The sequence below is a fragment of the Vibrio halioticoli NBRC 102217 genome (assembly GCF_000496695.1).
Taxonomy (GTDB): domain Bacteria; phylum Pseudomonadota; class Gammaproteobacteria; order Enterobacterales; family Vibrionaceae; genus Vibrio; species Vibrio halioticoli.
This window is the reverse complement of record NZ_BAUJ01000008.1, coordinates 35,309-61,531: the sequence shown is the minus strand read 5'-3', so window position 1 is coordinate 61,531 and position 26,223 is coordinate 35,309. Positions and strand designations below refer to the sequence as shown.

Here is a 26,223-nt window from a genome sequence, read left to right as displayed (position 1 = left end):
AAATGACCAATCCTATTATAGTTCCCATCTCAAACCCTCCTTGCACATCGATTCATAACTCTATCAAACCACTGATAAGTTGAGTAAGACAGAAGGCAATTTTTGTTGGGTAGCGACAGTTTTCAAAGAAGTTAGAGTCTATTGAGGGATAAAAGCCTCATTTCTGCTGTATCAACCTAGCTAAACTGCTGACTACAATAGCAAATACGCCACTCGTGTATATGGATATTGAAACTTGTGGTAGTGCACATTCTTGGGCAAGAACACCTAACACTGCTGCTATGTGCAAAGAAGCTCATTGTCATTCAACCCTAATGTACAGTTTTGTTACCTTGCACTCCTTAAAAATCGCACGATTTAATTAAATTGCACATTTGATGCGGTACATTATAATCTAACTGTAAACTCAAATGGGAACTGACCATGCATACATTAACAGCGAATGATGCCAAACGAAATTTCGGCGAGCTACTTCTAAACGCACAACGCGAGCCAATAAAAATCAGCAAAAACAGTAAAGATGCTGTCGTTGTCATGTCCATTCGTGACTTTGAAGAGCTAGAAGCCATGAAAGTTGAGTACCTCAAACACTGCTTTAAATCAGCTAAAGAAGACTTGAACAATGGAAACGCAGTTGATGGCGAAAGCTTTCTGAATTCGCTGTAACTAACTTATGCAAAAGAACAAATACAAGCTAAGTAACTTAGCGCAATCTCACTTGCGCAAAGTAAAAAACTACACGGTTGAAAACTTTTCTGAATTACAGTGGATCAGCTACAAAAACACTCTGCTAACTGGGTTTCAAATGCTAGCTGATAACCCCAGTTTAGGAAGAAGCTGTGACGAGATATACCCAAATGGCTTTTACTTCCCGATTGGAAAACACACAGCTTATTTCACCAAAGAAGATGACTTTATCTTAGTCGTGGCTGTCTTAGGTCAATCACAGCTACCCCAGAATCACCTGAAATAACACGACGTTCACCCTAGAGTTATAGCAGGGGTGTTGGTTTATTCATGCAAACTAACACATTGATAAGCGGGGGAAAATTATTGGCTAAAACAGCGAGAATCGCGCAAAAGCCAACTGTTTTCTGTCCATTTAAGCAACATGTTGAGCGAAGCCGCACTGTGTAGAGAAAGTCGACCGAGTTAGCCATAAGGCGTAACAAAAGAAGAATGCTTGGCTCTAACTAAAGTCAAAGACGCAAAACATAACCTACTGATAATTAATGACATCTATGCTTACTTGTTAGACTAATTTTCTAAAAACAGCGTGCTGTCTCTAAACTCTCTACATATATGGTTCTTAAGTTCTCTAGAGTTTCCCCAAAGAGACTCTATCGGAAACTGTTTACCAAAAACCGTGATCGCTAGTTGTTCTTCTATTGATTCTGCATGATTTTCATACGATACAATTACTGCAACACACATACCTGTAATATAACCAATTGATAAGTTCCATTTGTTTGAGCCGATTTCGATAGCCCCATTCAAATTAAACTGTATTCGGGGATCTAGCTCTCCCTCATGTACAATTGACGTACGACCAAATTTGTACAAAGCGTCTGTAACGCTAATTCCATCACATACAATCTTAGAAAAACAGTTTCCAGTTGCAACGATAGAAATGAGCTTCTCTTCATCCTCTAAAAAGGATTTTACTCGTTTACCAACGCCGTCTTTAGGTCGTCTTCTTTTAGCCGTCTGATCAATTGCGGGAAACAGGTTAACCAAAGCTCCCTCATAATCATTCGAAGACAAGTGCTTAATCGCTTGCAATAGTCGCCTACTTACACCGGAAGGCTTTTTAGTTTTATTCATATACTTCCCGAGCATGAGGTTTGCATATCATTCTGAATAACAGGCCAGCTCGTTTTCCTGCTTACCTAAGTTTCACTCAATCTATCATAAGTTACTGAAATATAATGCATAGGCTTCACATTTTGCATTCTGTCTTTATATAAAAACGCGTAAAAAATGGGGTCAGAAACATATGGGGTCAGGTCTTGAATTTTGTGTCAATGGGGTCAGGTCTTGAATTTTGCAAAGAGAAAAATGCTTCCAGCGCTCCTATTACTACAAAAGATAAATTATCCGTGAGCTTGTGATAGCAAACTTTGGGGCAACAGCTTGCTAAACCAAAAGACACACTACTAAAAACCCCAAAAAGTTATCAACTTCATCATCACAAATCCCTCTGCATAGCAGCCACTTTCCAAAGCGACTGTCTAGTCGGTTTGCTTTTAATCTGGGCATTTCTTAATAATGAAACGAACTATATACATTCGATTAATTTGTATTATTATACCCCGACTAAAATTCAAGGCTCAGCGAAATGACCGAACGTAAACCCGATAGACTCACCGCAATGCATAACCTTATAGAGCAAGCCAAAATCGAATTGCCTCTTTATGAAGATGAGACTTTTGTCTGCGGTACGGGAACCAACTGCGTCGGTTGTCCAAAGAAATTAATGGAGCTAGTGGATACTGAGCTTTCGTATTGGGAGCACTACATCTCAGATGGTACACCGCCAAACTTTGATGATATTCGACGCTTTGGCAAGCTATGTAAAAACGTAAAACGCGCCTTAGTGCGTAATAACGTCATCCCCGTGGTCAATACGACGCATTAATGCACTAGTCACTTCATCGGGTGCTAGGCTTTTTAGCTCTAGCACACACTGTTTTGCACCCACATCAGCATGTCTAATTTTTAAATCGCACACCGCATACAAATGTTGTGGATTACGCGAAATGTTGTACGCCTTTTGCAGTGAATGTTGCGCAGCCATAGGGTTAAACACTTCGTGCAAAATGCCATTTACATACCAGTAATTCGCATTGGTTTTCGCCAGTGTTGCCGCCTTTTCCATTGCCTGCGCCGCTTGTGGCTTTCTGTCTAAACGCACTAAAGTCAATGCTTTAGAGTAATACAATTGCGGCTGTTGCGGATTGGCATTCAAGGCATCTTGCAACACATTTAACGCCTGAAAATCATTGTGCTCCAAACGGTAAGTTTCTGCGATACCAATCCAAGCTTCAACGTTGTGTTGTGATTGATCTTTTAACCGAAAATAAACCTGCCTCGCCTGTGAATAGCGCTCAACATGCACATACGCTAGCGCCATGCTAATTAACGACTCTTCATCGGAGGCTTGCTCAAGCCTTGCTATCCATTCGTCAAATACGCTCGCAAACTGCTGTTTTTGTAGCGCATTCATTTCGCTATATTCAACCACTAAATTGTGCGCAACGGTCATTCGTACATCCACTACCAAATCGTTCATCAGTGGCGCTAATAATCTCCAGCGATGCGCAAACTGATAAGGCTCTGTTGCGCTCACCGATGCCACTCTTATTTCATACGAGGGATCTTTGAGCCCTCTTGCCACAGCAATAAGCGCACTTTGGCTAGGATGCTGCGCCAGTTGTTGTAGCGCATCAATGCGTGTTGCAATTGGGTTATTTCTGTCTTGCGCAATATACGAAAGCTGCTCAGCTGACGGATGGCTATTTGGGTTATGGCTTGTATCCGCTGTTTCTCCACCAGCACTTAAACGGGCATTGACTGAGAAACTCAGCGCCAGGGTCAGTAATAAAACGATTTGACCCATATTGAGATAATTACGATTCATCAAAACTTAGCCCCGAATACGTTTTTATTGAACATGTCGTTCTTTACCGGCCTTGGCTGTTGCAGTGCCATAGCCTGACGCATTACCGAATCACTGTATTTACCGTGCGCGACTGGGTAACCCATCACGCGCAATATATGTGCTAAAGAGCGATCTGCATGCTTATAAAACTTATGCCAGCCCGCGCACAAATAGTTAAGGCCGGGCTCACCTTGACGTGTGCGGATAAAGCGGTTTTTAGGACACTCACCAAAACAAGCAAACTGGTAATCGCATTGCTTACACTGCTCGGTTAAATTGCGAGTTTTAGAAAAGCCAAAGCGTTGCTGCTGGCTAGAAAATGCCATTTCGTCTAACTTATCCGTATGCAAGTTACCGATTTTGTATTCAGGGTACACATAGTGATCGCAAGCAAATACGTCGCCATTTGGCTCCATTGCTAAGCCCTTTCCACAAAATTCACTCAAGGTACAAAGCGGATTCTTGCGCCCCATCCAAGTTTCAATAAAGGCTTCAAAATATTGCACAAACACCGTGCCGATATCGTGGGTTGCCCATTCATCAAATACAGCGATTAAAAAATTCCCCCACGCTTCATCTGATACACACCATGATTCCATCACCGAGTTTTTTGCACCCGGAATCAAGCGTTTATCACCTTGACGAGGTTGACCGTTTGCTGCCCAAGTTTGCGGCGCAGTGTCGCGGAACGTCTTTTGTTCCACAATTGGGATAAACTGCATTTGTGGCGATTTCACTTCGTCGCGCAAAAAACGGTACACCTCTAACGGATTACGACTGGTCAGGTTATTAATGCAAGTTAATGTAGCAAAACGTACTTCATACTCATGCAGCAGTTTTACCGCTTCCATCACTTGTTTATGAGTGCCGCGCCCTGCTCTATTAGTGCGGTAAGCGTCGTGGTACATCGCAGGGCCATCAATACTTAGTCCTACTAAAAAGTCATTCGCTTTTAAAAACTGACACCACTTAGCGTTTAACAAAGTGCCGTTGGTTTGCAGATCGTTGGCAATACTCACGCCTTGTGGCTGATACTTTTTCTGCAACTCTACAATCTTTTCAAAATAGGCTAACCCCAATAACGTTGGTTCGCCCCCTTGCCAAGAAAAAATGATCTCTGGGGTATTTTGCGCCTCAATATAGTGTTTGATATACAACTCAAGATCGTCATCACTCATCTGTGGTGAACAGCCTTTTTTGTATTGTAAAAGGTCTTGCTTACTTAGGTAGTAGCAATAATTACAATCAATATTACACGCCGCGCCAATCGGCTTTGCCATTACGTGCATTCTTTTAGAAGGGTGACCATTAAACTGTGGGCCTTGAGTCAACAACATATCGATACCGTTATTTTGGTTGCCAAAAACAGCCTAATTTTAACTTTTGGTTATACAAAAGGCTTGTTATTGCGCTTATAACCATTTGGAAAGTCGCTCCTTGATAAGCTTATGTTTTGATTTCTAAAGAGACTAAGCATGAACCTGCCTTTGAAAAACTCTTACTCCCTCTTAGCATGGACGCTAGTGTTAACAACGACAGGATGTTCTCTTGTAGAACCTCACCCTCTTACCGCGAAAATAGAAGCGGATATGGTGCTCGTTGAAGGTGGCACCTTTGTCATGGGCTCAGACTCACCCACCGCAAACGTGGCAGAAAAGCCGGCACATACAGTGCGAGTGAATAGCTTTTATATCACCAAATATGAAGTGACTCAGGCTTTATTTGAAGACGTGATGGGACACTCTCGAAGCTTTTTCCAAGACCCGCAAGTGCCAGTAAATAACTTAAGCTGGCAACAAGCGTACTTTTTTGTGCAGCGCTTAAACGAAGTTACTGGGCAAAACTACCGCTTACCTACCGAAGCGGAGTGGGAATTTGCCGCCAAAGGAGGCAATTATTCTCAAGGTTACACCTATAGCGGTTCCAACAATATTGATGAGGTGGCGTGGCATGCAGGCAATGCCAACAATCAAGCGCACCGCGTTGGTCAGAAAAAGCCCAACGAGCTTGGGCTGTATGATATGACGGGTAATGTTGGCGAATTTACCATAGATGCCTTTGAAGAAACCTATTACCGCAACTCCCCACAAGATAACCCAAATAACGCCCAGCACACTGACATCAAACTTGCCCATAAATCCGTGCGCGGCGGCAGTTTTGCCTATAGCGCTGAGCAATCGGAGAACTTTCGACGAGACTTCGCCAGTCAGTCCATCACCATGTCGGATATGGGATTACGGTTAGTGCGCAGTGCACATTAGTGTGCGTTTTAAAAACCAGGTTTTAAAATCAGGTCTAAATAGGTCATTACTATGAAAAAACAACTAATTGCACTGGGTTTAAGCTTTGCCAGTATGGGGCTATTTAGTGCTTTTGCTTACGCGCAAGACACCCAACCTAAACTGGTATTGCAGATCACAGTCGATGGACTGCGCGGAGATCTTCTAGAGCGTTATAAGCATAATTTCACCGATGGCGGTTTTCGTTACCTAATGGATAACGGCGTCTATTATAACAATGCCCATTATCAACACGCCAACACCGAAACTATTGTCGGTCACGCTTCACTCGCCACCGGTGCGCCTCCTTCGGTGCATGGCATGGTCGGCAACGTTTGGTATGACCGCGCCCTGCAACGCTTGGTGTATAACGTTGAAGATGGTGACTACCAAATGCTCACTCAACAAGCAGGGGTTGATCAATCCACAGAAATTGATCCAACCCAACGCACCGCTAAGCAAGACGGCCGCTCACCTGCACCAATGCTAGTCTCCACTTTTGGTGATGAGCTGACAATTTCCAACAATGGCCGCTCAAAAGTGTTTGCCGTGTCCACTAAAGATCGCGGCGCTATTGCACTGGCCGGCCACACAGGCAAAGCCTTTTGGTTTTCCAAAGCCACTGCAGAGTTTGTCACCAGTGATTATTACTACACCCGCTATCCGCACTGGGTCGAGGCGTGGAATAACAAGAACATGCCTTCACAATATTCAGGTAAGCGTTGGGAACTTGCTCTAGCAAGGGATAAATACACACTTGAAGAAGTCTCACAGCAACACAAATTCGATTTGGCCGGTTTTCAAAGAACCTTTCCCCACCCTTATGGGCCAGAAAGTTTCCCTTATTATTCGACCATGCTCACCATCAGCCCTGCAGGCGATGAAATCACCGCAGATTTTGCCAAAACCTTGCTCAAGGACGAACAATTAGGGCGTCGCAGTGTCACCGATTTTCTAGCGATCAGCTTTTCATCCAATGATTATGTGCTGCATCTTTATGGACCATCAAGCCTTGAAGCCGAGGATAACTTGATTCGTTTAGATAGAACCTTGCAAGGATTGTTTGCTGAGATAGACAAGCACGTGGGTTTAGACAACACCGTGATTGTATTGTCCGCCGATCATGGCGCGCCTGAAGCCTCCCCTGTGGCCGCTTCACTTGGGTTAAAACAAGCCCAGTATTTTGATAAATCCAATTTACTCACCGACAACCTCAAACAACGACTTGCCACAGAGTTTGCGGTTAATGAAGAGATCATAAGGCTTTATGCTCAGCCTTATGTGTATTTGAATCACGAGTTAATCAAACAAAAATCCATCGACCTTGCACAATTACAAGCCGTTATTGCCGAGGAAGCGATGAAAATAAAAGGCGTTGCGAGCGCTGTCACCAGTGAAGATATCGCAACAGGGCGATTAGCCGATAGTTATCTCAATACCATGATCAGCAACAATTATCATGCTAATCGCTCCGGTGATGTCTATTTGGTATTCGAGCCTAGAACTTATATTAATGATATGGATGGCTTAACGGTAGCTTCCACTCATGGCTCGCCGTGGCGTTATGATACGCATGTACCTGTCATTTTTGCCGGGCATAACATCAGCGCGCAAAAAGTCACCACTGCTATCACCCCTTATGATATTGCACCCACTTTATCTAACCTATTGGGCATCACCCTACCTAGTGGCGCGACCGGTAATGTGCTCAATGAAGTGACCAATACCATGAGCAATACAGCGAGCAAAAAATAACGGTTTATTCATTTAATACTGATGGTTTTATCGGGCTAAATCGCATCAAACATAGCTTTGATGAGGTTTAGCCCTATTTATTTTAAAATCACCACGCTCTCAACTATTCTTATTCTTTGCTTAGCAAAGACTTAGCACGGTTATTGAAAGCTAATTTACCGATAATATAACCCAAAGCTAAGGCGCAATTTGCTACCGTTTATCTTTTGTCTAGATGGGAATATTTCGTGTTTAAACGCCTGACTCAAACACTTGGCCTGTTGGCTGTTTCTACTTCGGTGGTGTTTGCCGCCCCAGTACAGCAAACTGACACTGCCAATTCTGCAAACTGGTATCGCGATGCCGCAGTATCACCCGATGGTTCACAAATTGTCTTTCGTTACGCTGGGCAGCTTTGGCTTGTGCCAAGCACTGGTGGAGATGCACTTCCATTAACCAGCGAGTCAGTATTTAGCAGTCATCCAGTATGGTCTCCAAATGGCAAATCCATTGCCTTCACCTCTAACCGTTTCGGCACTGGTGATGTATTTACTATGGATGTAAATAGCGGACAATCACAGCGTTTAACTTACCATCCAAGCAAAGACGTCCCTTACGCATACAGCCCTGATAGCAGCACGGTTTATTTCGAAAGTCGCCGCATTGGTAACAACAAAGCCAATATGGGCAACGGCTTATTTGGCGGCGGCTTCTACCTATACTCGGTCAATGCCACAGGCGGACGAGAACACCTAGAGCTTGGCAATGCGGTCAGCAGCTTTGATAGCGCACACACGGCGCAAGGCTTTCTCTATACCGACCGACCTTCTATTGAACAAGAATGGCGCAAGCACCATACCTCGGCATCGGCGCGTGATATCTGGCTATACAAAGGCGGTAAACACCTGCAGCTAACCTACTTCAAGGGTGAAGACAGAGACGCACATTGGTCCGCTGACGATAGCGCTATGTATTATTTATCTGAACGTTCAGGCTCATTTAATGTATGGCGTAAAGAGATTAACAACCCTTCAGCGAAACCTGAGCAACAAACGTTTTTTGATACATTCCCACTGCGTTCATTGTCAGTAAGTAAGCAAAACGATTTAGTGTTTAGTTATGATGGCGATATTTGGATAAAACCTAGCCAAGAAGCCAAAAGTCATAAAGTCGCTATCCATATCCGCAAGCAAGAACTGCAAGCGGGTGAGCGCAACGTTAACCTTAAATATCAAGCTACCGAATTTGCCGTGTCTCCATCAGGCAAAGAAGCCGCTATTGTGGCGCGTGGTGATATTTTCGTCGTCTCTATGAACAGTGGTAGCGTAGTTCGCGTCACGCACACTGGGCAACAAGAAAAAGACGTGTCTTTCTCTAATGATGGTAAATCTCTGTACTACAGCTCTGAGCGAAACGGCAATTGGGATATCTACCGCAGTCAAGTGAATGCGACCGACCCAGGCTTTATTGGTTCGACATCTATTACCGAAACAGCAATTACGCAAACTCCGCAAGATGAGTACCAACCCGTTCTCTCTCCTGACAACAAAAAAATCGCCTACCGCGTTGATATTAATAACTTAGTTGTTGAAAACCTTGCCAATAAATCGATTATACCGTTGGTTAAATCTACTGAGCTTTATTCGTATGCTAGGAGTGATTGGAGCTACAACTGGTCACCAGATAGCCAATATGTCATATCTCGCACTGGCAGTTTGTTTGGCGCAAACAAAATTGTGATGTTTGATAGCAACAAAAAAGATAGCCGCATCGTGTTGAGCCAAAGTGGTTTTGGTAAGTTCTCGCCCGTTTTCTCAAACGATGGTCAAATTGCTTATTGGCTAACCACAAAAGACGGCGTAACCAAACTAGATGGCTCACCAACACAGCTTGATGTGTATGGTGTTTCTTTAAATAAATTCACAGAGTACAACTGGTTTAAACATCAAGATGCCGTCGCACTCACTGCGACAAGTGACCAAGATAAATCGAAAGACAAAGACGACAGCAAAGCGAAAAAACAAGATGAACAACAAGCACCAACCGCACCTAAAACTGAGGTGGACGCCAAAGGACTTGCTCAGCGCATACATCGCTTAACACCACTGTCACTTAATTTGGAGTTTGCGGCGTTGTCACCAGACAACAAAGATGTACTGGTCGCTTACAATCAAAAAGAGAACCTTGTGTTTGCCACTTTCTCAGTCGCAACCCAAGAGTTCACACCGTTATTTACTCGTCCTGCAGCAGCTGTATCGCAAATTCAGTTGAGTAATGATGGCAGCTCTTTGATTATGTTAGGCAATGGCACTATCGAAAACTACAGCCTTGCTACTCATCAATCAAAGACTCAAGCTTTTGATCTACAAGCTGAATTTGATTTTGCACAAGAAAGAAATTACATCTTTAACCATGTATGGCGTTTGACTGAACAACGTTTTTACAACGCCAAGTTACACGACGTTGATTGGGCTGGGTTAAAAACCAGTTACGCACGCCATTTGCCGGCGGTTCACACCTATCAAGACTTTGCGATTTTGCTCAGTGAGATGGTCGGTGAATTAAACGCTTCACATACTGGCGCCTCGTTCTACGAACAAGGGCAAGATTGGGAAAAAGTAGGTGCCTTAGGCGTATTTTATGACGACAGTTACCAAGGTGAAGGGGTGCGCGTAGATACAGTGTTAGACAACGGCCCGTCCGATCTACCTAACTCTGCCATTGTGGCAGGTAGCATCATCAAAACCGTTAACGGTACAGCTATCCAAAAATCTGATGATATTTACCCATACTTACGCAACCTTATCGGCAAACCAACTACCCTTGGTGTTGTTAAGCCTGATACAGACAAAGTGGTAAATGTGCAGGTATTCCCTATTGATAATAAACAAGAATTTAAACTCTCTTATCAATACTGGGTCGCTAAAAACGAAAAACTGGCTGATACCCTATCAAAAGGAAAAATTGGCTATGTGCACGTACCGCAAATGGACTCAGACAGTTATAAGCAGTTAGTCGATAAACTGTTTGGCGAAAATCGTGATAAAGATGCAGTAGTAATTGATATCCGATTTAACACTGGTGGTAATCTGCATGACCAAATTGTTGACCTATTATCTGCGGTTCAATACGGCACAGCGGTTAGTCGTGACGGTTATCAAGCAGCAAAATTCCCAATCCGACGTTGGACCAAACCTACTGTACTGTTAGTCAACTCTTACTGTTATTCTGACGCTTCGGTTATGGCACAGCTATATCAAGACAACAAGTTAGGTAAAGTTGTCGGTGATACGGTTCCAGGGACTGGTACTTTCGTAAACTGGCAACACCAGCAAAACCCAATGCTTGTCTATGGCGTGCCACAACTTGGTATGAAAGACAAACACGGTAACTGGTTAGAAAACCAAGAAATAGTGCCTGATGTGATTGTTCATAACTATCCTGACAGCATTGCGAACCAGCGTGATGTTCAGCTAGAAACCGCAGTTAAACAGTTGCTTTCCAATAAATAAGCGCTGAATTGACACTTAAATAATCTGCCGCATTGCTTGTACGCTTTGCGGCATTTTTTATCACTCCACAAACTCATACCAATCACACTAAGTAAGTGATCAGAGCTAGCTTGTTAAAATGACCAGTTATTTAGTACGATTGGTATCACCTGCCCTCACCGAATAACGAATTCACTTACAACTTGAGACGCTAACCTGCATACTGTGGCGCTTGGAGCAAGACTCTTGCCATTTGGGCAATATAGATCAGGAAATATAGACAGGTAAAAGATGCACTACATGAACTTACAACTGGACGACAAAGCACAAGGCATTGCCGCAGATCTGCTCTCTGGCCTCGAAAATAAAAATGGCTTATTCAAAATGACCGCCCGCTTTGCCGCTCTTATCGATAGCAGACTAAATGAAAATGATTATGTGGGCACAGTAACTTGGTTTAGCGAAGATGATTATATTGAACACGATATAGAGTACCCGGCGAGTTCATCTGCTGCGCCATCAGCCTAAATTAAGCGATCGAATTCACTCCGAAGCACGCCGTTATTGCTAGCTTCAATATGACGATTACCTTTGAAAAATACAAAGTAAGTAACACCTTGCCTTTTCGATTGCAGATCAGCATATACTGTTATAAGAATCATAAAATTAGGTTGTGACAAGCAAACCTAAAGTATTAAAAATAATGAGGATATTGACGATATGGATCTGAATTTCAAAGGCAAAAATATTGTAATTACCGGTGGTAGCACTGGCATTGGTGCGACTATGGTAAAAACCTTTCTAGAAGAAGGTGCCAACGTGTACTTTTGTGGTCGCAGCCAAGAAAAACTGGACCTTGCCCTAGAAAATCTAAAAGATTTCAGCAATGTTTTCGCTAAACAACTAGACGTCACTAAAGAAGCCGACTTTAAAGCGTGGATTGCAGAAATTGGTGCTGTTGACGTATTTGTTCCGAACGTCAGCGCATTAAGTGGCAGCTGGGAAGATTCAATCGAAGTTGACCTGCTTGCCACTGTGAAAAATATCGAAGCGGTTATCCCTGCAATGACCAACCCAAATCCAGCCGTCACTTTCATTGGTTCAATTAGCGCGACTATCACAGATTGCACTAGCGCTTACGCATCAATTAAAGCCGCTCTTACCCAATATGTTTACTCGCTATCAAAAGAGCACGCAGGAAAAATCCGCTTTAATACTATCGCACCCGGTTCAACCCTCTTCCCTGGCGGCGGTTGGGACGGCTACAGAATCTCAGCACCAACAGAATTTAAAGCCAAAGAAGACGCCCACCCAATGGGCCGCCTAGCAAGCCCACAAGAAGTGGCGAACGCCGTCGTCTTTATCTCTTCTACAAGAGCCAGCTACATCTCTGGCGAAGTATTACACATCGACGGTGGCGAAATAGCAACGGCGCGTTTGTAAGTTATAGCTTGTAAGTTTTAAGCTATTTGCAGAGCCTGTAACTTGGGTTATAGGCTCTGAATTGTGTCTTCTCGTAGTGATTAGTTACCTATCAAAAACATGACCGCTTTAACTATTAAGCTACACAAATATCATACTTTGGAAGAACATCCCTAATAATAGCTAATCGATATGTTTTTAGAGCATCATGAAAATACTTCCAATCCGACGTTAAAAAGCTATCACTAAACTTATAAATTGAAGCTCCATTGGAAAATGGGGATGCAACGGCTTTCCCTCTAGCTATTTCTTTCCAGCTATCTTTACCACAAGTTTCAAATGTTAGTTTATCAGGGCCAAAATCAAAAAAACCATCAGAAATACGCGTTAACCATTCTTTATGACGTTTTTCTCCATCATCATCTTTGATCTCTTCTAATATACTTCTTAGACATTTTATTCGTTCTTCCGACAGATCTTCCTGTTTCTCCAAATCCATCGAACTATCTTCATTTAAAAAGCACTTGATTGCTCTATACATTTGGTTCGCGGCTAACAGAAAGTCTTCTGTATTATTTCGTTCTACTTTGTTCCCGTTACCGTCAACATAATTCCACGATTGATATGGAAGATCCGGAAATATTAACGCTGGACCATGACCGAGAGGAGATATTGATGAAATACTCCACCTCAGCATACTCTTTTTAACCCTACTGAATAAACCTGCATCACAATCTTCAGATGTTAATTCATCCACTACATTTATCTCATGGCTTATACCCGCAAAGCCTTGATGTGCGAAAGTATCTGCGTAGACGTGCATTGCTATGCCCATCATATGTAATGCAAATGGTGTCTGCCTATATTGGGCAACCATACGCAGCATATCTCTTGCAACATGACTATCGGGTGTACAAACTAAACGCTGAACAAAACCTCCATCAGGTACTTTAGTAGACTCTAAGCCTTGATTACCGGGTAGAAAATGAAACGGTATCCATACAAGATGGTTTGCCAGATCACTAGCGTTTCGGTAGTCGAGCATTTTGTGTGCGGAAGCCACGCGACTATACATGGCACCATTATCGAAATGAACAGGATCAGAATTTGTTGCCTCATCTACATATTGTGCGCAATAAGCCAGTTTTTCTGCTTGAGAGTGATCCATTCCCGCATATCTAGCAACTACATAGGTTAAAGTGTGATGTCCATCAATCTGCATGTTTCTCTCCAAAAAATATATTCACCAAAATGATATATCACTTGTAAGTCTTTGTTATAATGCAGATCTTGTTTATTAGTGTTTCCTATGAGGCATAGTAAATTATGTCGTACTACGCATGAAACTACAGTCCATCCACTTAGTATTAATACTGCGCACCTTAATATCTCGCCTATTTATTTAAAAGATCACTGTACTAATAATTAATGACAACCCTCTTTAAATTGCTTAATTTCAACCCATAAACAGAGCGAAAAGTAAACTAATTTATTCGCAATCTTACATATTCATACGATTTTTGTGGACTAGTTAACATTCTGGATTTAGGATGCATCATCTTTTTTCGTTGTTCATTATTTAACACCTTTTGTGCATGGTTTATTTGCATAGCTTATGTGCCTAGTTTAGTGCGCAAATAATGAGACACGAATTCATCTTTTATTTTGATTCTGTGGGGGAATACAACAATGGATACATCTAAGCTAACACTGCTAAAAACGACAATTTCTAACGATATTGCCAACGATGAACTGGGTATGGTGAACAAACATGCTTTACTTCGTGGCCAAGCGGGCATTATCGAAAGCTACTTAACACAAAAAGCGCGTAAAATCGCCAGAGCACAAGGTGCTACAGATACAAATGAAGGTATGCTCTCTACGTACAAGTCATTTTTAGCTCAATTTGTATCTCAATCAGAATTGCCAAAAGAGTTGTCAAAAGTCCCAGCTATTTATCTTGAACAAATGTCATCACTGATCGGCTTTAAAGCGGGAAAAGCTTGGTATAGCCTATAAGCTGTCGCTTAGAAACCTTCTTGGTATTGTAAGGGAAAAACAATACCAAGACGGTTACCGCGCCTTTACTCTAATCATTAAAGATCGATTTAGATACGCTCTGAATTTGAGTTCTTAGCCATTTGTGACCGGCTTCTGCGGTTCGGCTTGGATGCCACAACATACATAAATCTTCTGATATATCTAAAAACGACGTCTCTAACACTTGGATGGGATAATTGCCGCCCACTTGCTTTATCAGTGATGACGGAAATAACGAGATATAGTCAGTACTGGATACCACAGGCAACACTTCTAAAATACCCGGCGAACGATACACAATTTTTCGCTTACTCAGCTCAGGAAAGTGATCATTCGATAAAAATGAGCTTCTGCTTTGCCAGCGCGATACCGCTATGTGCTCTTCAGCTAAAAACTGTTCAATGCTGATACTGTCACTGATCCTTGGATGCCCTTGTCTGACAATCGCACGCACGCTTTCAGTACCTAACTTTTCTATCTTTAAGCTGGTCTTTTCGATTGGGCGCATATCTATCACCAAATCATAGCGTTGCAGTCTTAAATCTAATTCATGGTCTTCGGTAAACAGCGGATGAACATCCAGATCTATATTGGGTGCTAAACTTTTGATTTTCAAAAGCAGCTCAGGCATCAATCGATACCCTACCAAAGGAATGCAAGCGATAGAAAAAATCCGCTCAGATACCTTAGGATCAAAATCTCTGGTGGCAGTTAATGTAGACGTGAAGTTTTTAAACGACGCCGACAGCGCAGGGTAAATATCAGAGGCAAAAGTAGTGGGCTTAACCCCAGCAGGGCTGCGATGAAACAAAGGATCGTCGTAAATTTCACGCAGACGTTTTAAGGCTTTACTTACCGCAGGTTGGCTCACCCCTAAACGATTAGCCGCTTTGGACATACTGCTTTCTTCATACACAGCGACAAAGAAAGGAATCAAATTAAGCTCAGTGCTTTTCATAGTTTAAAGTTACTCTTGCGTCACTTGTATACCAACCGCCAAGGTTGTTATTAACCGGAGTTAATAACGGCGATTGATGTTGTCTAATTCTGGCAATGCTTTTTGCAAGCCTATTTGCCCTATTGTGCACCTGCGCATTAACGCTATTTTGCACCACACCAACCATCCTTGAACAAATGAAATTGGCTGAGTTTGTATCTGGTTGGCGACTATCTGCCATTGGCTTGCGCTAGATAATTTGCTCATTTGTAACTCACTGGAACAACGCCTTAAATGTGCGTATAAAGCTGCTCTAATTTCGCCTGTATCACCGCGATACAACACTTGTAAAAATTGCCAAAACAGAGGCTGTGGCCTAGTTTTATAAAATCGTCGCATCGCTATGATTAACATAGAAAAAGCAATCAAAAATAACAACAAAATAGCGATGCTATTCTTATAGTAGTTCATCCACGATGTAAGTGTATGTGCGACTTTAAAAGTGCGAGCTTCCACTTGCAGCTTTTCCAATTTTTGTGTGCGAGAATTCCACCACAGTATTGAATGCTCAGGTAGCATTACCTCCCCGCCATGTTGCAATACATACACTTGTTGCTCCGTTCTTTGCGCCTGAAATTGATGGCGATGTTGCGCGTCCAATAACTTGATTGGCTGCGAATACAATTGGTAGTGATCGGGGGCTAAATCATGCTTACGATTAAATATCGGTGGCAGTAGCATAGCCAGAGTATTGTCAGCGGTAACCGTCACAGTGCGGGTAATCGCATCACCGGCTTTTAATTCTGCACTTGATTGTTGCCACTTTTGCGTAACCTCAACCTGCGGACTGTTGATCCACGCTGAGCTCTGAGTTAACAATCCTGTTGGCAGTTGCGCGTTAAATTTAAGTGGCTGAGTGTACATTTCACGTTGAACATTGCCCCTACTCTGCACCGAGACTTGCGCTTGAACACGTACAAGCGGCACAACAAAATGCCCTTCTTGCTGTGGATATAAATGAATTTCCCAAAGCTGCACTGACCAAGTACTGCCCGCTCGTTTTTCTGCGTAATTTACCGCAAGTTGAGAGGGCTTTTGCACAATGACATTGGCAATTTCTGGCAGGCTCACTTGCGTACCTGCGGTAAACCATCGCGGCGTTGATACTTCAACAAACAGCGTAATGGGCTGATTGACCTGTGCTTGAAGCTCCGTATGTGGCGCATTGGCTGTGTCGCCCTGCTTTTGTAGCCAACTTTTTAGCTGAATATTAGGCTGAGGCGGCGCACTTTTATTGTCATGACTTTGTGCATAGCCATTCATCGCTAGCAAACATAACAACACTATCAATACGATATTTAAGCATTTATTGGCCATCATTTCGCTCCTGTGCTTGCTGTGTGCTTCGCTGTATTTGAAACTTAGCGCGCAAAAAGAGCTTGGGATCGGACTCTACCCGTCGTAGCCATTTATCAGCCAACTCTTCACTGCCTAAAATCTCATTAGCATTGAGCGACTCTTTTAGCATCATCTCAGCAACCGCAGTGTCTTCTGCGCCGTCACCGGTTTGTGGATTATCTCCCAACTCAATGGAATCCTCCGCTCCATCAGTGGTTCCTGCTTGGCTAGCACTCAAACGGTTTACTTCGTCGACTATGCCTTGCATTACCATTAAATTGTGCTCGATTTGCGAGCGCAATTCAGCCGTTAACGGCCAGCGTTTTTCGCTTAATAAATAAGAAAACAGGTCACGCGCCTTTAGATATTCCCTTTGCCTTGCGAGCGCAATGCCTGCATAAAAAGCGCCATTGGCGGAGTCTACATTTAAGAATGCAGAATGAGCCAATGAGTATTCTGCGGCGTAGTAATAGGCAATGCCTTTGCGCATGGGATCTTGAAAGTGGGTGGCAGCTTGCAAATAGCGGTGTCGATTAAAGTGCCACTGCCCTTGTTGATCTGCAGTTAGCCAAAGGTTTATCCATGCGCTAGAGACTTTATCCAACGTAGTCACTTCTTCAAAAGCGCTTACGTTCTCTGCTTGATGAGCGCTAACAGAATAAACCGGTGCAGCAATAACCGATGCTGAATAGCAAGGCGCTATCACACAGCCAATAACAACCCATTGCACTAGCCAGCCTTTTCTAAACCACAGCAATAAAAGCAAAGCGATAGGAAACAATAAGTAATAGCCCATATCTTGCCACGGCATTGCCGACTCATTATTGAGCTGCATGTGCCTTTGTATTTTTCTATCTAGCGCCAGCACATCGGTATTATCAATACTGACCACTTCTAAACTTGCGCCACTTTGACCAGCTAAGCGTTGCAACGAACTAAGATCCATTGGATTATTGCTTTTTAGCTTTGGATTACCTGTCGCTAAAATCAATAATTGATGAGGGCTTTGCGTAAAGTACTCCGCCAAACGCACTAAACTATCTGGCGTAACACCATCACTGATTAACAATACGCTAGCGGGCATTTTCTCAGACAGCTGACTCTCAATTTTCTCAATAATGCTATCGGCTCTTTTGCCTTTTACAGGCATTATGTCGGGATCAATAGCCGCCAAAAATGGCGCAAATACCTGACGGTCTTTAGTCAGCGGCATCGCCAAATGTGACGTCCCCGCAAACACCACTAAGCCCGTTTGTCCTCCATCTCTTAGCTCTAGCAATTCATGAATTTTTTGCTTTGCTCGCGTTAAGCGTGTCGGCGCTAAATCTTCATTTTGCATCGAAGCACTAGTGTCTAACGCAATAAGCAGTGAGGCTTTGTCTTCGCCAAATGGTGATGATGCACGCTGCCAAGTGGGGCCTGCGCAGAGCACGATTGCCAAGCTCATCACCACAGACAAAAATTTAAGTGGCAATTGCTTTCGCCACCCTTGTTGTCCAATGGATAAAGCTTGGATTAAGTGCTTAGGAAAAACGGCTTGGCCTTGGCGTTGGGTGTCTAATTTCCAGCGCCAATAAATCACTGTACACAATGGCAACAACGCCAACAGCCATAACGGTCTTATAAAATGGAACTGCGTCAGTATTTGTTGCCAAAACAGTTGCTCAACAAGGGCAAAATCAAACATACTTTTGCTCCTTATTATTCAGCATGCGACGCCACAAGCTAACAGCAAAAGCGCACAGATAAAGCGCAACCACCAGCATGATAGGGTAAGCATGCAAGCTAGTTTTCGGTCGATAAGTGGTGCTTTGGTAAAGCTCTGGCTCTAATGCATCAATTTTTTTAGAGGCGAGTGTTAAAGAGTGTCTATCTAACGCTTGGAATGACTCACCTCCAGATTCCAAAGCAATACGTTCAATCGTCGACATATCAAGGGCTTTTTCGCCGACCGTTGTTGGGTCGCCAATAGCAATCACATGAATTTTCACCTGCTTGGCTTTAGCCACTTTTGCCGCGTCAATGGGTTCGACAAAACTTCCGGTATCGTTACCATCGGTTAAGACAATGGCGACTTTCTCGCGCGCTTCATTCGCTGTCGCAGGCGTTTGTTCAAACACTTTTATCGCCAAGCCGATTGCGTCTCCCAGATGCGTGCTTGCCCCTGCCATTCCTACTTGAGTTTGCTCGAGTAATGCCAGCCAAACACTTTGGTCGGCGGTAAATGGGGTTTGCACAAATGCCGCATCACCAAACAAAATCAAACCAAGGCGGTCGCCTTGTCGAGATTGCACAAAGTTTTGTAATACCTCTTTTACCGCCTCTAGCCTTGATATTTTTTTGCCATCTAATGAGGTAAAATCACGCTCCTCCATCGACTGAGACAAGTCGACCACCACCATCACGTCACGCCCTAATTGCTGCTTTGTTTGTGGCGCGCCAAGTACGGTCGGTTTCGACATAGCCAAAACCACAAGTGACCAAGACAATACTAAAATACAGCGTTGCCAAAGTGATGGACGCAACTGGCTAGCACCCTGTGTTGGGCTCTCACCTAGCACCTCTAGCAACAAGCCAAAAAACGGCACTTTAATGGCTGATTGTTTGGTGCGATAGGCAGGAATAAAATAGTAGATAAGCAAAGGTGCAGGCAAAGCCAACAGCCAAAGTGGATGCGCCAGTTCGAGATCAAAACTAAACATTTGGTACCTCGCTGTTAACCTCACAGTTACTCTTTGTAAGAAAGGCGTGATGTTCACCTACCCATCTTTGGCAATCTTCTAGCAACAGCAGTAATTCAATCTCACTCAGCACATATTGGCTGTCCATCAAACCGCGCATCCAGTGCGACCATTTAGCTTCAAACAAACGGCTATTTTCTGGCAGGTGAGTATCTAACGCTTGTAAAAACGAGGCGCCGTATAAACTGGCACTCTGCGGATTTACCACGCACAGCGCCGCTTTCATCACCGAAAAAAGATCGCAACTAACCTGACGGCGAAAGGCCGCCGAATCGTGAATACTGCCGTGACACGCTTTTGCAATACGGTTCAGCGTATTCAACGCTTCTCGGCGATAGCGGTTACTGCGCCAAATTTTAAATTGCTTAACCATCCATACACAAAAAGCGCCGAGTGACACGAATGCTAAAACCTTCCAGCCTATCGTCTGTGGCAACCAGCTTACTGAAGGCGCGACCGCAACTTCCACTATGTCACGCAACATATAACTTTGTGGTGGAGTGTGTAGGCTCATCGTCCCGCCCCCATTTGCCGCTTAAATTGCGCAAGGTGATCGCCTTTTGTGCCCAAGCAAATCAGAGGTAAACCTTTGCTCGTCATTAAGCGCACTAGTTGGCTTTTTTTCATGGCTTGATGCTGCGTTAGACCGCGACTGGCTTTATTGATTTGATTAGTACTGCCAAGATTAAGCTGATGTTGACCATCGCCCAGTACCCACGGTGAGGTGCTAGCAGGTAAGCTCTGCTCAAACTCATCGGAAATCATCACGGTAAGCACATCATTATGAATTTGTAGCTGCTTGAGAGCTTCGATATCCATTTGGCTCACGCCATGCCAGTCACTGAGTATGATCACCGTTGAGCCTTTAGTGACACTGCGATGCAAGGCTGTCATAAGATGGGAAAATGAAGCGCTCTCACCATCATGACAACGCACATTTAACGCTTGATTAGCGTCCGCAAGATGCTTTAAATGATGTAAAAGATGCGCACGACTGCGCTGAGGTTTGTGCCACTGCGGCCCGCTCGGTGTAGCGATGACAAAGCCTACTCTGTCACCATCTTTTAGCACTCGCCATGCACTCAACGCCGCAATTTCCGCAGCCACTACCGATTTCATCACCTCAGCAGAAGAGAAAAATAAGCTCGCGCGTTGGTCAACGCACACAATCACATTGCGATCTTTCTCTTCAGTATAAGCACGCACATGGGGCTTGCCAGTGCGCAAAGTTACCTTCCAATCCAAGTTACGAATGTCATCGCCCCGCTGATAATGACGCAGCTCTTCAAAGTTAAGCCCGCGCCCACGAAACAAAGAGTGATGACGCCCAGATAGCAAAGTACCTGCGCTCAATTTCGTTAAAAACGACAACGAGCCCACCTGCCCTTGCAACTGAACTAGACGCTGATATTGACAATGAATTCGTTCATCATGGGATACTTGAACCATGTTTACTGCCTCTCGCTAGCCAATCACGACATGATCAAGTAACTCATCAATGATCTCAGTGGCGCAAATTCCTTCTGCTAGGGCATCAAAGCTTGGGGTGTATCTATGGCCTAACACGCTGTGGGCCACCGAGCGAATATCATCAGGTTCAACAAAATTGCGCCCTTGCAGCCACGCGTAAGCTCTCGCGCATTTGTCTAGGGCGATTGAAGCTCTAGGGCTTGCGCCTACTTGGATCCAGCGCGGTAAATGGCTGTTTGGGTATCTTTGGGGATGACGAGTTGCCATGATAAGCGCCACAATATAACGCTCAGCGATGCTTGAGACTTCAACCTTGGCGATTTCTTGGCGAGCTTGAAACACCCATTTAGGATCTATCGCAGGGAGTGGCTCTGCGTTTAAAGGCTCACTCTCATCATCTTGCGTCTCTTCACTACGCACAAGGCGCATGATATTTAGCTCGGCATCATCGTCTGGGTAATCCACTCGCACTTTTAAAAGAAAACGATCCATTTGCGCTTCTGGCAATGGGTACGTCCCCTCCTGCTCAATCGGGTTTTGTGTGGCCAGCACCATAAATAACTCAGGTAATTGATGCGTTTCATCAGCAACAGTAATTGTTCCCTCCGCCATCGCTTCTAACAATGCCGCTTGCACCTTGGCTGGAGCACGATTGATTTCATCGGCTAACACGATGCTATTGAAAATTGGGCCTGCTTGAAAGTGCAACTGGGGCTTGGCATTGCCTGAGCCATTCACAACCTCTTGATACACTTCTGTGCCCGTTACATCTGAGGGTAAAAGATCTGGGGTAAATTGAATTCGGCCAAACGAGGTATTTAACGCATCGACCAAAGCTTTGACTGAGCGAGTTTTTGCAGTGCCGGGTAAGCCTTCTAACAAGACATGTCCATTGGTTAATAAACCCAGCACTAACGATTCAACTACATGCCTCTGCCCAACCACAGATTGTTCTACTCGCGAAATTAGATTGGCAATAGCCTGTTGTGACTGATTCATAATCGACCCTCATACGTTGAATCCACTCATTGTATGTAATTTCGCCATAACAAAAGGTTATACAGGAAAGTCGTTATAGCTTATTTGGAAGTCGCGCGTTTTAAATAGCCAACGGTAATAACCGATGCGCCATCTCACATTTTTCACTAATCAAACTCTTCTAATCAATCAAATAAAGACTAAAAATCAAATAGTTAGTATTAAATTAACTAAAGGTTATAAGGTCTATAAAGCGACAAAGCATTTGCCCAATATTTACTATGCCCCCACAACGCATCGGGTTTATCGCCCTCTTGTAAGTTATTTAACTCAAATACACGCAAAGAGCGCCTTAATATTTCCCTTAGCAATGCATGGGGCTGATTCGTTGAATTCCTTTTCCTTAGAAAAAAGCGATGGAGTCTCAATGACTAATCAATTCAGTAAACTGGCTATGTCAGCAGGAATGTTAGCCGTTTCAGCAACCGCTGTAGCCGCCGACAAACCTAATATTCTTGCCATCTTTGGCGATGATATAGGTATATGGAACGTAGGTGCCTATAACCAAGGCATGATGGGCTACAAAACCCCAAACATTGACCGTATTGCCAATGAAGGCGCCTTATTTACCGACCACTATGGTCAGCAATCTTGTACGGCTGGACGTGCTTCGTTCATTACCGGTCAAGAACCGTTTCGTACCGGTTTGCTTACCATTGGCATGCCAGGTTCAACCCACGGCATTCCTGATTGGGCTCCAACCATTGCCGATCTACTAAAAGATCAAGGCTATATGACCGCACAATTTGGTAAAAACCACTTAGGCGACCAAGATCAGCACTTGCCAACCAAGCACGGTTTTGATGAGTTCTTTGGCAACTTGTACCACTTGAATGCCGAAGAAGAGCCAGAGACTTACTACTATCCAAAAGACCCTGAGTTTCGTAAAAACTACGGCCCTCGCGGCGTAATCAAATCTTACGCTGACGGTCGCATTGAAGATACTGGCCCTATGACGCGTAAGCGTATGGAAACCGCCGATGAAGAGTTCTTAGATTCTTCCCTCGCCTTTATGGAAAAAGCGGTAAAAGCCGACAAGCCATTCTTTATTTGGCACAACACCACTCGCATGCACGTTTGGACACGTCTACAAGAGAAATACCAAGGTAAATCAGGCATCAGCATTTATGCCGATGGCATGTTAGAGCACGATGACCATGTAGGCATCTTACTCGACAAGCTTGATGAACTAGGAATAGCCGACAACACCATCGTCATCTACTCAACAGATAACGGCGCAGAAACTGTTTCTTGGCCTGACGGTGGCGCAACGCCATTTCACGGTGAAAAAGGCACCACTTGGGAAGGCGGCATGCGCGTACCACAACTGGTCCGTTGGCCTGGCGTGATTGAAGCCGGCACTCGCTACAACGACATGATGGCGCACCAAGATTGGCTACCAACTATTATGGCAGCCGCTGGCGTACCAGATGTAAAAGAGAAGCTAGCAAAAGGCTACACAGCGAACGGAAAAGAATGGCGCGTCCACATCGACGGTCACAACTTCATGCCTTACTTTGAAGGAAAACAAGAAAAAGGCCCTCGTGATTCACTGCTGTATTTTAGTGCCAATGGTGAGCTAAACGCCATTCGCTGGGAAGATTGGAAACTGCACTTTGCTACCCTAGAAGGCAACATCACCGATGCGGTGCGTTTTGAATCGAACTGGCCAAAAATCATTCACCTACGTGCAGACCCATTTGAAAAAGCACCACACGAATCAGGCATGTACCTACGTTGGATGGCAGATAACATGTGGTTATTTGTTCCAGTACAAGACGAGCTAGGCAAATTCTTTGTCACTCTAGACCAGTACCCTCGTCAACAAGGGCAAGTGCTAAACCCTGCTGCAATCAGTCAAACCTCGCTCGGCGTAAAAGCCAAACTTGACCAAATTGACAGCATGCAACAGCAAATTAATCAGATGAAAAAGTAGTTCTTATCTCTTCCTCTAAAGAGAGCCTTTGCTCAGCCTTCGGGCTGAGCTTTTTTGTTTTTTTATAGGGGAAATATCTTGACCTTTTAGGACGCAATAGAAGAACCACTGTAACGCGGGACTGATATAAGGGCGTGTCAAAGGTCAATGTTTGCACGAGTAAAGCCGCGAGGTTAACGGACCTAATCAACGACTGTCATTGTCCTTTTTGAAGTAGTTCACCACAAACTCAATAAAGACTCGGGTTCTAGTCGGTAGAAAATCACGATGAGGGTAGATTAAATGTAAGTCAGCCGTCTTACTGCCATCCGAAAAGTCTGGCAAATATGAAGGCAAGACAATTTTTAACCGCCCAGCTTTGAGATCTTGACGGATATCCACCCATGATTTCAATGCTATGCCATGACCATCTATCGCCCATCGTTTTATGATCTCGCCATCATTAGAAAGACGACAAGGATTAATCGCAATAGATTGCAATTCACCATCAACAAAAAATTGCCAACGAGTAATCATATCTTCGTTGTGTTGTGAACCAATACATCGATGATTGAGCAGGTCTTTCAGGCTATCGGGCACACCGTGACGCTTAAGGTAATCTGGTGACGCACACAATACCCGTTTAGAGGCTCGCAACCGCCGAGAAATTAACTGGCTATCAACCAAGTGAGAGTATCGAAATATGGCATCAAGTCGATAACGGTGGATGGATAACACTTCATCGCTCAGTATCAGATGAGGTACAACATCGGGATGTAAGGCAATAAATTCGTCCACCATCGGGGCGATTACATTTTTACCGAGATCGCGAGTTGCAGAGATGCGCAAATTCCCCGAAAGCCGTTGTGACTTATTTTGAAATTGCTCCTCCATCACATCAATATGCGACAAAGCATTACAGCTCAATTGATAGAACTTTTTACCTTCATCAGTAAGACTCATCGATCGTGTTGTTCGATTGAGCAACTTGACTCCGTAGTATTGCTCCAACGCCTTCAACTTGCTGGTAATGGTAGCGGGAGAGGTATTGAGGTGATGGGCAGCGGCAGTCAATCCTTTATGTTCAACGATGGTATTAAATACCAACATATTATCCAGTTTGTTCACAATGCCCATCCTATTTTTTAGTTTTTCTAAAAAATCATTTTACTGTTTGCTAGGTTATTTACTAGATGAATTAAGTTATTTTAATTGCACAAATTTTACCATCTGAGTTAAAAACTATGACAAAGAACAAATTTTTCTTACTTACGACCTTAGCTGGCATACTGTCCTTCGTTACTGTAATTAGCAACATCAGTCTGTTTGATGGCACTTGGTCTACCGTATGTATGGTCGTGTTTTCGGCTTTAATCCCAATATTCGCTTACCGTTTCCGAAATCATTCTACCGTCGGTTTTCTATTAACCACTTTCCCGACCATCATCGTGGTTCGTAATGCTGACCAACATGATTGGTCAATCATCGGCTGGCTAACTGCGATAACCTTTATCCCGCTGTTATTACAATTAATTGTCCTATCTCGTGATGCTTACAAAAACCACGGCGGTCCGGCTCTTGCGTTGTCATTAATGAGAACATTTGTCGGTTTAAACTGGCTTACTCACTGTACTGAAAAGCTATTTTTATCTCAGCACGACGAAGGGTTATTAAACTTTTTCTCCCAAGTAGTTGGCCACAACACCATTGGTGCCGATATTCCACCACACATTGCACACTACGTGATCATCTTTGGTGGTTTAGTTGAATTGACTATCGCCATCTCGCTAGGTCTTGGCTTATTAAGCCGTTTCGGTGCTTTTGCCGCATCAATCTATCTAATTTCGGCTCAATTGATGAGTGGTCACTTTATGGTCGGGTACACATGGGCACTCCCTGGCGGTGGTTGGGAACTGTGTTTCTTCTTCTTTATGGTGATGTATCCATTTATGCTACCAAAAACTGCTGGACCAATCTCCTTGGATGCCGCATTCAGCACCAACTTGTTAAATAACCGTTTAATCAAGCGCTTATCTGGCAACTAAAACAGACTATACGCAAACGTCAAACGCCGTTGTCGGATAAGACAACGGCGTT

23 protein-coding genes are annotated in these 26,223 nt (G+C 43.8%); 11 read left to right on the top strand and 12 right to left on the bottom strand.

Annotated features, from left to right (window positions below; all coding sequences use genetic code 11):
- The first annotated feature begins 423 nt into the window (after window positions 1-423).
- Both VHA01S_RS03875 and VHA01S_RS03870 read left to right on the top strand, forming a co-directional pair.
- Entirely contained in the window at window positions 424-666 is a 243-nt protein-coding gene (locus VHA01S_RS03875) for a type II toxin-antitoxin system Phd/YefM family antitoxin (RefSeq protein WP_023403042.1), read from the top strand.
- A gap of 7 nt (window positions 667-673) precedes the next feature.
- A complete protein-coding gene (locus tag VHA01S_RS03870) occupies window positions 674-973 on the top strand; it encodes a type II toxin-antitoxin system RelE/ParE family toxin (RefSeq protein ID WP_023403041.1) in 300 nt (99 codons plus the stop codon).
- Window positions 974-1,257: 284 nt separating this feature from the next.
- On the opposite strand, the gene VHA01S_RS03865 is transcribed toward VHA01S_RS03870, so the two are convergent.
- Entirely contained in the window at window positions 1,258-1,824 is a 567-nt protein-coding gene (locus VHA01S_RS03865; protein WP_023403040.1) for an Rv1289 family protein, read from the bottom strand.
- Window positions 1,825-2,338: 514 nt separating this feature from the next.
- Here VHA01S_RS03865 and VHA01S_RS03860 point away from each other — a divergent pair.
- Window positions 2,339-2,638, top strand: a complete 300-nt coding sequence (locus VHA01S_RS03860; protein ID WP_023403039.1) for a hypothetical protein — start codon at window positions 2,339-2,341, stop codon at window positions 2,636-2,638.
- Here the strand turns inward: VHA01S_RS03860 and VHA01S_RS03855 are convergent.
- Together VHA01S_RS03855 and VHA01S_RS03850 are read right to left on the bottom strand one after the other, a co-directional pair.
- On the bottom strand, window positions 2,594-3,640 hold the full coding sequence (locus tag VHA01S_RS03855; RefSeq protein ID WP_023403038.1) for a tetratricopeptide repeat protein: 1,047 nt from the start codon (window positions 3,638-3,640) through the stop codon (window positions 2,594-2,596). The two genes, VHA01S_RS03860 and VHA01S_RS03855, sit on opposite strands and share 45 nt — an antisense overlap.
- Window positions 3,640-4,998: an anaerobic sulfatase maturase gene (locus tag VHA01S_RS03850; RefSeq protein ID WP_023403037.1), complete on the bottom strand. Its 1,359-nt coding sequence runs from the start codon at window positions 4,996-4,998 to the stop codon at window positions 3,640-3,642. Before VHA01S_RS03850 ends, VHA01S_RS03855 begins: the two co-directional genes overlap by 1 nt.
- 138 nt (window positions 4,999-5,136) lie before the next feature.
- On the opposite strand from VHA01S_RS03850, the gene VHA01S_RS03845 reads away from it, so the two are divergent.
- The 5 genes from VHA01S_RS03845 to VHA01S_RS03825 all read left to right on the top strand — a co-directional run bounded on the left by VHA01S_RS03845 (window position 5,137) and on the right by VHA01S_RS03825 (window position 12,608).
- Window positions 5,137-5,922, top strand: coding sequence for a formylglycine-generating enzyme family protein (locus VHA01S_RS03845; protein WP_023403036.1), 786 nt, complete (start codon window positions 5,137-5,139; stop codon window positions 5,920-5,922).
- A gap of 93 nt (window positions 5,923-6,015) precedes the next feature.
- A complete protein-coding gene (locus VHA01S_RS03840) occupies window positions 6,016-7,695 on the top strand; it encodes an alkaline phosphatase family protein (RefSeq protein WP_119006097.1) in 1,680 nt (559 codons plus the stop codon).
- 227 nt (window positions 7,696-7,922) lie between these two features.
- On the top strand, window positions 7,923-11,186 hold the full coding sequence (locus VHA01S_RS03835; protein WP_023403034.1) for a S41 family peptidase: 3,264 nt from the start codon (window positions 7,923-7,925) through the stop codon (window positions 11,184-11,186).
- Between the two features lie 279 nt (window positions 11,187-11,465).
- Window positions 11,466-11,693 (top strand): hypothetical protein, encoded by a 228-nt coding sequence (locus tag VHA01S_RS03830; protein ID WP_240432771.1) that lies wholly within the window; start codon window positions 11,466-11,468, stop codon window positions 11,691-11,693.
- Window positions 11,694-11,885: 192 nt separating this feature from the next.
- Window positions 11,886-12,608, top strand: a complete 723-nt coding sequence (locus VHA01S_RS03825; RefSeq protein WP_023403032.1) for an SDR family NAD(P)-dependent oxidoreductase — start codon at window positions 11,886-11,888, stop codon at window positions 12,606-12,608.
- Window positions 12,609-12,723: 115 nt separating this feature from the next.
- Here VHA01S_RS03825 and VHA01S_RS03820 read toward each other — a convergent pair whose 3' ends face one another.
- Window positions 12,724-13,809 (bottom strand): DUF6765 family protein, encoded by a 1,086-nt coding sequence (locus VHA01S_RS03820; protein WP_023403031.1) that lies wholly within the window; start codon window positions 13,807-13,809, stop codon window positions 12,724-12,726.
- Between the two features lie 467 nt (window positions 13,810-14,276).
- Between VHA01S_RS03820 and VHA01S_RS03815 the strand changes: the two genes are divergently transcribed.
- Window positions 14,277-14,606 carry a hypothetical protein gene (locus tag VHA01S_RS03815; RefSeq protein WP_023403030.1) on the top strand — a complete coding sequence of 110 codons (330 nt, stop codon included), beginning with the start codon at window positions 14,277-14,279 and terminating at the stop codon, window positions 14,604-14,606.
- 70 nt (window positions 14,607-14,676) lie between these two features.
- Here VHA01S_RS03815 and VHA01S_RS03810 read toward each other — a convergent pair whose 3' ends face one another.
- The 7 genes from VHA01S_RS03810 to VHA01S_RS03780 are packed head-to-tail and all read right to left on the bottom strand — an operon-like array spanning window position 14,677 to window position 22,172.
- Entirely contained in the window at window positions 14,677-15,585 is a 909-nt protein-coding gene (locus VHA01S_RS03810; RefSeq protein WP_023403029.1) for a LysR family transcriptional regulator, read from the bottom strand.
- 60 nt (window positions 15,586-15,645) lie between these two features.
- Complete coding sequence (locus VHA01S_RS03805) at window positions 15,646-16,944, bottom strand: BatD family protein (RefSeq protein WP_084309052.1); 1,299 nt, start codon at window positions 16,942-16,944, stop codon at window positions 15,646-15,648.
- Window positions 16,931-18,649 (bottom strand): vWA domain-containing protein, encoded by a 1,719-nt coding sequence (locus tag VHA01S_RS03800; protein WP_023403027.1) that lies wholly within the window; start codon window positions 18,647-18,649, stop codon window positions 16,931-16,933. Before VHA01S_RS03800 ends, VHA01S_RS03805 begins: the two co-directional genes overlap by 14 nt.
- Window positions 18,642-19,664, bottom strand: a complete 1,023-nt coding sequence (locus VHA01S_RS03795) for a vWA domain-containing protein (RefSeq protein WP_023403026.1) — start codon at window positions 19,662-19,664, stop codon at window positions 18,642-18,644. Before VHA01S_RS03795 ends, VHA01S_RS03800 begins: the two co-directional genes overlap by 8 nt.
- Window positions 19,657-20,217: a DUF4381 domain-containing protein gene (locus VHA01S_RS03790; protein WP_023403025.1), complete on the bottom strand. Its 561-nt coding sequence runs from the start codon at window positions 20,215-20,217 to the stop codon at window positions 19,657-19,659. The genes VHA01S_RS03795 and VHA01S_RS03790 overlap by 8 nt, the downstream gene beginning before the upstream one ends.
- Window positions 20,214-21,152: a DUF58 domain-containing protein gene (locus VHA01S_RS03785; RefSeq protein ID WP_023403024.1), complete on the bottom strand. Its 939-nt coding sequence runs from the start codon at window positions 21,150-21,152 to the stop codon at window positions 20,214-20,216. Before VHA01S_RS03785 ends, VHA01S_RS03790 begins: the two co-directional genes overlap by 4 nt.
- 15 nt (window positions 21,153-21,167) lie before the next feature.
- Window positions 21,168-22,172 (bottom strand): AAA family ATPase, encoded by a 1,005-nt coding sequence (locus VHA01S_RS03780; protein ID WP_023403023.1) that lies wholly within the window; start codon window positions 22,170-22,172, stop codon window positions 21,168-21,170.
- 406 nt (window positions 22,173-22,578) lie between these two features.
- Between VHA01S_RS03780 and VHA01S_RS03775 the strand changes: the two genes are divergently transcribed.
- A complete protein-coding gene (locus tag VHA01S_RS03775; protein ID WP_023403022.1) occupies window positions 22,579-24,147 on the top strand; it encodes an arylsulfatase in 1,569 nt (522 codons plus the stop codon).
- Window positions 24,148-24,333: 186 nt separating this feature from the next.
- Here VHA01S_RS03775 and VHA01S_RS03770 read toward each other — a convergent pair whose 3' ends face one another.
- A complete protein-coding gene (locus VHA01S_RS03770) occupies window positions 24,334-25,254 on the bottom strand; it encodes a LysR family transcriptional regulator (protein WP_023403021.1) in 921 nt (306 codons plus the stop codon).
- Window positions 25,255-25,370: 116 nt separating this feature from the next.
- Between VHA01S_RS03770 and VHA01S_RS03765 the strand changes: the two genes are divergently transcribed.
- Window positions 25,371-26,171, top strand: a complete 801-nt coding sequence (locus VHA01S_RS03765; protein WP_023403020.1) for a DoxX family protein — start codon at window positions 25,371-25,373, stop codon at window positions 26,169-26,171.
- Window positions 26,172-26,223: the final 52 nt, after the last annotated feature.